The sequence below is a fragment of the Boseongicola sp. genome, from assembly GCF_057460485.1.
Window position 1 is genome coordinate 1 of record NZ_JBVCWP010000240.1, and the last position, 5,972, is coordinate 5,972.

Below are 5,972 nucleotides of genomic sequence, written 5' to 3' on the forward strand. Positions count from 1 at the left end.
CCAATAGTACTGATTGCCCAAATGTCAGCGCGAGTTAGCTTCCACTTCCAACATATCACAGTGGGTCGACCAAATTGAATTCATTCGTTCAGCCGTATAAACTCTCCCCGTCTTTGGAGAAAACTCAGATTGGACCCTGATCAAAGTTCCATCGCCAGTAGGCTCCAACTCCCAAGCGATTGAGCCATTTGTCATGACCTGCCCCCCGATGCTCCCTCATACGTAACGAGAGTTTACGGCCTCCAAAGCCAACCGATCCCACAGTAAAGCTGCCGGACAATGGTCCGCCTGGATTTCGGAACACCCCATCTCGCAATGCCAGCGCGGCACTGGACGACAATGCCACACTATCAGTGCCTTGGCCCGGTGCAGACGTGACCCAGCGCGGCAACAGATGTAGGGCTTGGGTATCGCTCAGATCAGGATTGGCAGTTGTTTGATCGGGACAGGCCCATCGCGCACGGCGCTTTAGATCAGTAAATGTCGCAATAACCGCCGCGGCTTGCACGATCGTTTTACGTCCAATAAGTTTGCATTATCGGACATAAATATGATACCCAACAGATATGCCAGAAAACAACGATAAATCGACCGCAAACCCAACGCAACGCCCCAACACTGACAAGATCGACGAGAGACAGGAAGCGCAAAACGACGCTATCGCCCTGCCCTCTCATGTCGCCGGATCAGGGACGCTTGATCGGCTGGTCGACACCGCACGCGCCTATGCCGCCCAGGCAACGGCAGAGAACACCAACAAAGCCTACAAGAAGGACTGGGAGCATTTTACGCGGTGGTGCCGCAGGCGCGGCGCAGACCCGTTTGGTGGCAACGCCCCTGATTCTCAACTGATTGGCCTGTATATTACCGACTGTGCCGCCCCTCAGGATGGGGCCCCTGCCCTCTCAGCGGGCCGTACGCGGCCGCAGGCGGCGGTGCGGCCTCTTGCGGTCTCAACCATTGAACGCCGCTTGTCAGGCCTTGTTTGGCACTACCAGCAGCGTGGCTTCACGCTTGATCGGAAAGATCGCCACATTGCCACCGTGCTGGCAGGCATCCGGCGCAAGCACGCGCGGCCTCCGGTGCAAAAGGAAGCAGTATTGGCCGAAGACATCCGCGCCATGGTGGCCACCCTGCCCTTTGATCTGCGCGGGCTCAGGGACCGCGCTATTCTGCTGATCGGCTATGCGGGCGGTCTCAGACGCTCCGAAATTGTTTGCCTTGATCACAGCCGCGACGACCTCGGGAGCACCGACAGCGCCACCGACAGCCGCGGTTGGGTCGAAATCGAAGACGAAGGGGCCATTCTGGTCCTGCGCGGTAAAACCGGATGGCGGGAAGTTGAGATTGGCCGAGGGTCTGCTGAGCAAACCTGTCCAGTGCACGCGCTGGAGCAATGGCTTCATTTCGCCAAAATCGACTTTGGACCGCTGTTTCGACGCACGGCACGCGACAACAAGCGTGTTCTTGAGGACCGCCTTTCCAGCAAACACGTCGCAAGGCTGATCAAACAAACTGTGCTGGACGCTGGCATTCGGAGCGATCTGCCCGAGAAAGAGCGCCTCGCTTTGTATTCTGGGCACAGCTTGCGGGCTGGTCTCGCGTCCAGCGCTGAGGTTGACGAACGCTATATACATAGACACTTGGGCCATGCTTCGGCGGAAATGACCCGCAGGTATCAGCGTCGCCGCGATAGGTTCCGCGTTAATCTGACCAAGGCCGCCGGGCTGTAGGGCGGCAGTTGTTCGCAGGCAAGAACCAGCATCGCTGCGCCTCTATTCTGTGAAATATCCACAGGAATACAGGTCAGCATGCTGGTTACTACACTAAAAATTGCACGTAGCCCTATGAAAGACCCGCCAGGACACCCTTAACTCTTGGAAGACGGTCCAGCGTTGCATCCAAACGCTCCTGCCACCCAGGCCCCGCCTCACGAGCGTCTACATAGGCTTCCAAAAGCTCATCCGGTCGATCTTCCGCCAACACCTCGATCAAAAATGCCGCCTGCAGCCGATCTTTCTCGGCTTTCAGGCTGTCAGCCCCGTCCTGCCGGCGGTCTGCAATGATCAGCTTGTGAATTGCAAACCGCTCCGGCCGCGGGACCTGCACCAGAACACCACCGCGGTAAACCGCAACGGCCCTGATAGGGTCGGCAATCAGATAGTTCAGGTGATGCAGTGACTGCGCGTTCACGCCAAGCCCTGCCAAAGGGCGGATACCCTCTACTTCCTCGAAGGACGGTGTCAGAAATTCGACCATCAGATCATTTCGGGTTTGGCGCCAGCGCCAAACCCCATTGTCGTCACTACTTGGAACCGGCGCAAAAGAAAAATCACCCAGCACCTCCAGCAATGGCGGTGCGCCGACATCTTCCAAGGCCAGCGACAGGTGCTCGAAACTTGCAATGTCGATGTCACCGGTTTGAGCCATATCGTCGATGCTATACCGAACGCCCAAAACGCCTTCATAGAGCCTAAATGCGTGCGTTTCCACGACTGTGCCGCCGAGGCGAAACACGCCGGCCCCGGCCAAAGCTGACATCAGGCTGCCGGTCGCGGCATCTACACCCTGAAACCCCTCGGCCCGTAATATGCGTATTAGTCGCGTCCGATGCTTATTGCGGTCTTTAACACCTTGGCGGAGAGCTTTGAGGTCATCGAGACGCCCGCTAAGCTCAGGGCTTTCCTCGCCAATATAGTTTTTACGCACGTCCGAGCCAATACGATAGCTGTCGTACCAATAGATCTTTCCATTTCGGTCGACTCGTGTGGGTGTTCCACGGATACTTGATGACGCTTCGTCCAAGAGTGAGCGGCGCAAATCGTGATAAGTTGAATGCGCTGTTACCGAATGCCTATCAATCATTGCCACACCTCGTGTTCAACAAAACTTATTACCGTTGAGCATAGCGCCATGTTCAACAATAAACAGATTAGTTGAAGATTCCAAATAATGCGGGCTGTAATACGCTTCCGTTTTCATTGCGGCGACCCCAAAAAACTGCACCTTGGATGCAGGTCTCCTGCCCCACGTTCTGGACTATATCCCGCGACTACCCGCCCGACTCCACTATTTTGTCACTGCTGAAGCTCTGCTATCACAAGAAGAACGCCCGCTTACAAAATGCAGGCTCGCAGTCCTTCTGGTCAAATTCGACTGGTTTAGGCTCGAAAATCAGTTTTCAAACAGGTAGCGCAAATTTTCCATCGCCTTCTCAATCAGGACCTGATCCACCTCCGACCCCGATATCCGGATTAGGTGGCCGCGGCGGTCATGTGAGCGTTGAATGCTGATGCCGTTCGAAAGATGCAATGTGTCCTGCTCCTGCCATCCTGACAGAGGAGAGTTTATCTTTGGGCGCCCTCCTTTGGTTCCAGGGCCAGCATCTTTCTCAAACTCATCAATAACCTGCTCTAATACCGACCATTCAAGCTCCGCACTGGTTCCCTGCCCGCCTGCAAGAACGTCCCGCAATCGCGATTCAGCACCGTTGCGCAGCGCTGTGGCCAACCGCAAACCGTCTTTTTCCTTCAGGCTATCTGGGAATTGCAACATGTCACCGAGCTCTTCAAAGATCAGTGAGAAAGATCTGATCTTGGACCGCTTCGCCTTTGATGCGGTGCTGAACATATTTGCTACCGCGTCCTCTGCACTATGGAAAACCCCTTGCTGGGCCGCGATCACCGCTATGCGCCCACGTTCAAAATGGGAAAGGCTAGAACGGACCTCATTCTCCTCGACCATCGCAGCAAACGCTCCGCCAAGATCGTCGGGATTGCGAACCAGCGCCTTGATCGTCAGGTATTTTTCGTGATTTGTGAGTGCGAGTAGGTCTCGGACAGCACGCAGGCGGCGGTAGCCCGATAGCAGACCAAATGGTCGGGGACTGATACTGTCTGGTTCGCGAGCAAAGACCTCAATCGGAAGACGCAGACCATGGGCCGCGATCGATAGCTTCAGCTCCTCCATTTCCCCCTGATCCAAAACCATTCTGTCACGCACCATGGCATCATCCATAATGCTATCGAGTGTCAGCTCTTGAATGATCCGACCTTGTTCGGTCGCGCTGCGATGTGCCTCTGCATCTGACTTTTCACGGGCCTGTTCGGCACGCTCTTCGGGAGAGGATATTTCACGCGCCATCGCGACCTCTGCCGACACCTTCGAAATTGGGGCCATCGCCCCAGATGGGCGGCTTGGGGTTTCGCGGCGAAACTCTTCCTCGAACCGAGTCAGATCATCGGCACTTGGTGTCGAGACTTTTCTACGCTTGGCCATTCGACCCCTCCGCCTTTAGTTCTTGTTGATCACGCCACCATGCGCCGAGTATTATCTCTTTCACTTCAGCCCAGGTTCGATCAAACGTTTCGCGGCCTCGGACATAGGTTTCCCGGTTGAATTCCCGGTAATCCGCTTCGTAAATACCGTTTACCTGCTCACCCGCCTGTCCAACCATCGCCGTCAAATCCTGACGGAAAGTCGTCATGAGGTCACCAAAATAAGCTTGGATGACATTCGCCATGTCCGTCTGTTGCGCCGCATCAAATCGGGTGATTAGCGTTCGGACAGCGTCCCATTCAAATCGAATGTCTTCGAGCCCGTGCTTGCGCCGCTGTGAGTTTTCACCATCCTCAATGCTGGCAAAAGTCGAATAGAGCATATCAAAAAAACGACCTGTGGAATCAAATTCAAGGAACGACGCGCCAAGCGGAACGAGAAGTATATCAGCCGCGGAGAGCGCGTTGATCGTCAGGTAGCCGAGGGCAGGGGGGGTATCGAGCAAAATGATGTCATAGTCCTGCAAAATACCACTGTCGGTTAGACCATTCAGCAACCCATCCCATAGCGCCCAAGAGCCTGATTGCATGCGCCAAACTGGTACCTGAAACTCTGCCCAATAAAGGTTAAGCTGCGCTCCAATCAGGTCAATGTTGGGCCAGTGGGTATTCTGAATAAGGTTTCGCGGCGAAACCTCGGCGGCTTCTGTCAGGGTTTCGTCAAGCTGAATTTCTGGCTCACCACGCGCTGCACGCACCTTATTCTCGCCCTTTAGGTGGAGCGCAAAATCCCGGGCCAGAATCGGAAACGCTGTTTGCCATTCATCTTCAACCTGCCCCCCCATAATGCTCGTCATCGAGCCCTGACTGTCCAGATCGATCACCAACACCTTGTATCCATCCAAAGCAGCACTCATGGCCAGGTGCGCACAGGTAGACGTTTTGCCCACACCACCCTTGAAGTTGGCCACCGCCACAACCTTGGCATCAGCACCTTCAGGCCGGTAGGGGCGGTATTCCCGGTTGGCCGCTCCCTCGGTCGCAAAATGATCGCGCAAAGCGATGACCTCTGACAGAGAGAACCATTTCGAATTCCCTTCGCCTGCGCCTTGTGGAAGATCAGAGTGGGCTTTGAGGACCCTGCGAAAATGTGCTGGAGCCACGGGGATCAAGTAGCGACAGATTTCCCATGTCGAAAACTTCCGAAGTCGCTTGAACCCATCAGGGGCATGACCGCCCCTTTTCAGCTCATCACGCCCCTTGGCCGCAAATGTTGCCGCTCGCGCGAATCGCGCCGTGTCGCTAGGAAGAGATAGCTTCGCGGCAGCAGCGGCTGGATCAATACCAAAATAGGGTGGTACATCCGGTTTAAACGAAGATGTCATGCGTTCTCGCCAATGTTAGGACATTTACCAAGTTCTTAGTAAACTATCGCACATCAAATCGAAATTGGAAATCTATAGCCCGCGAAATCCTAAATATCAGAAAAAAACACATGATCATCTGTTTAATTTATTTGGATACTTTAAGGACTTTATGTGCTGGTTACCGTTACTTATCAATCTATTAGACCATCTTTGGTGCCCAGTTACAGGGCGTAGGGGACCCTGTTACAGGACAAAGAGCGCCCAAAGCCGGGCCATAGGGGACTGATTCGCAGGATATATAGTCTAATGCCCCTATTAGGCACTATAA

General features: G+C 54.6%; 5 protein-coding genes. 1 reads left to right on the forward strand and 4 read right to left on the reverse strand.

All coding sequences use genetic code 11. From position 1 onward, the window contains the following. Positions 1–124: 124 nt before the first annotated feature. Positions 125–508: a hypothetical protein gene (locus AC221Y_RS19080; protein ID WP_486708048.1), complete on the reverse strand. Its 384-nt coding sequence runs from the start codon at positions 506–508 to the stop codon at positions 125–127. A 58-nt stretch (positions 509–566) separates the two neighbouring features. On the opposite strand from AC221Y_RS19080, the gene AC221Y_RS19085 reads away from it, so the two are divergent. Then, on the forward strand, positions 567–1,733 hold the full coding sequence (locus AC221Y_RS19085; RefSeq protein ID WP_486708049.1) for a tyrosine-type recombinase/integrase: 1,167 nt from the start codon (positions 567–569) through the stop codon (positions 1,731–1,733). 112 nt (positions 1,734–1,845) lie between these two features. Here the strand turns inward: AC221Y_RS19085 and AC221Y_RS19090 are convergent, their stop codons facing one another. The 3 genes from AC221Y_RS19090 to AC221Y_RS19100 form a co-directional block, all read right to left on the reverse strand. After that, positions 1,846–2,865, reverse strand: a complete 1,020-nt coding sequence (locus AC221Y_RS19090; protein WP_299758427.1) for a nucleotidyltransferase family protein — start codon at positions 2,863–2,865, stop codon at positions 1,846–1,848. A gap of 309 nt (positions 2,866–3,174) precedes the next feature. Continuing rightward, positions 3,175–4,278 carry a ParB/RepB/Spo0J family partition protein gene (locus AC221Y_RS19095; RefSeq protein WP_299758429.1) on the reverse strand — a complete coding sequence of 368 codons (1,104 nt, stop codon included), beginning with the start codon at positions 4,276–4,278 and terminating at the stop codon, positions 3,175–3,177. Further along, the gene (locus tag AC221Y_RS19100; RefSeq protein ID WP_299758431.1) at positions 4,265–5,662 is read right to left on the reverse strand and encodes an AAA family ATPase; all 1,398 of its coding nucleotides are present in this window, start codon (positions 5,660–5,662) and stop codon (positions 4,265–4,267) included. Before AC221Y_RS19100 ends, AC221Y_RS19095 begins: the two co-directional genes overlap by 14 nt. Positions 5,663–5,972 lie beyond the last annotated feature (310 nt).